The organism is Microbispora sp. KK1-11 (assembly GCF_006874435.1).
Lineage (GTDB): Bacteria > Actinomycetota > Actinomycetes > Streptosporangiales > Streptosporangiaceae > Microbispora > Microbispora catharanthi.
On the sequence record NZ_VIRJ01000126.1, the window covers coordinates 1 to 543 of the forward strand.

At 70.0% G+C, this 543-nt stretch carries 1 protein-coding gene; it reads right to left on the reverse strand.

Annotated elements, in window-relative coordinates:
- A partial coding sequence (locus tag FLW16_RS43040; RefSeq protein ID WP_312847201.1) for a saccharopine dehydrogenase family protein occupies positions 1-543 on the reverse strand: 543 nt, incomplete at both ends.

Below are 543 nucleotides of genomic sequence, written 5' to 3' on the forward strand. Positions count from 1 at the left end.
GCGGTCTGCCACACCACCGCCTGGGAGCCGTACTCGCGCATGGACCACTGGTTGTCGACCACGTGGTAGAGGTAGACCTCACGCGGGCTGCCGTCCTTGGTGCCCTTGACCCAGGTGCCGGCGCACGTCTTGCCGTGCATGCGATCCCCGAGGGTCGCCGGGTCGGGCAGGCACGCCGCGACCACGTCGCGCGGGGACACCTTGACGGCGGTGCCGCCTCCGGCGGCGACCTGGACGGGCTCGGTGCGGTCCAGCCCCAGCAGATGCAGGGTCCGCAGCGTGTCGATGAACTGCGCGCCCAGCCCATACTTGAAGGTCACCCGCTCGGCGTCGATCCAGCGGGGCACGAGCAGGACCTCCTCGTGCTCGACGTTGACGCACTCGACCGGGCCGATGCCCTCGGGGAAGTCGAACACCTCCGGCTCGCTGAAGGGCGGCGTGGTGAACCAGCCCCGGCCTGCCTCGTAGACCACCGGCGGGTTGAGGCACTCCTCGATGGTGGTCCAGATGCTGAAGGACGGCGCGAAGTCGTACCCGTCGACG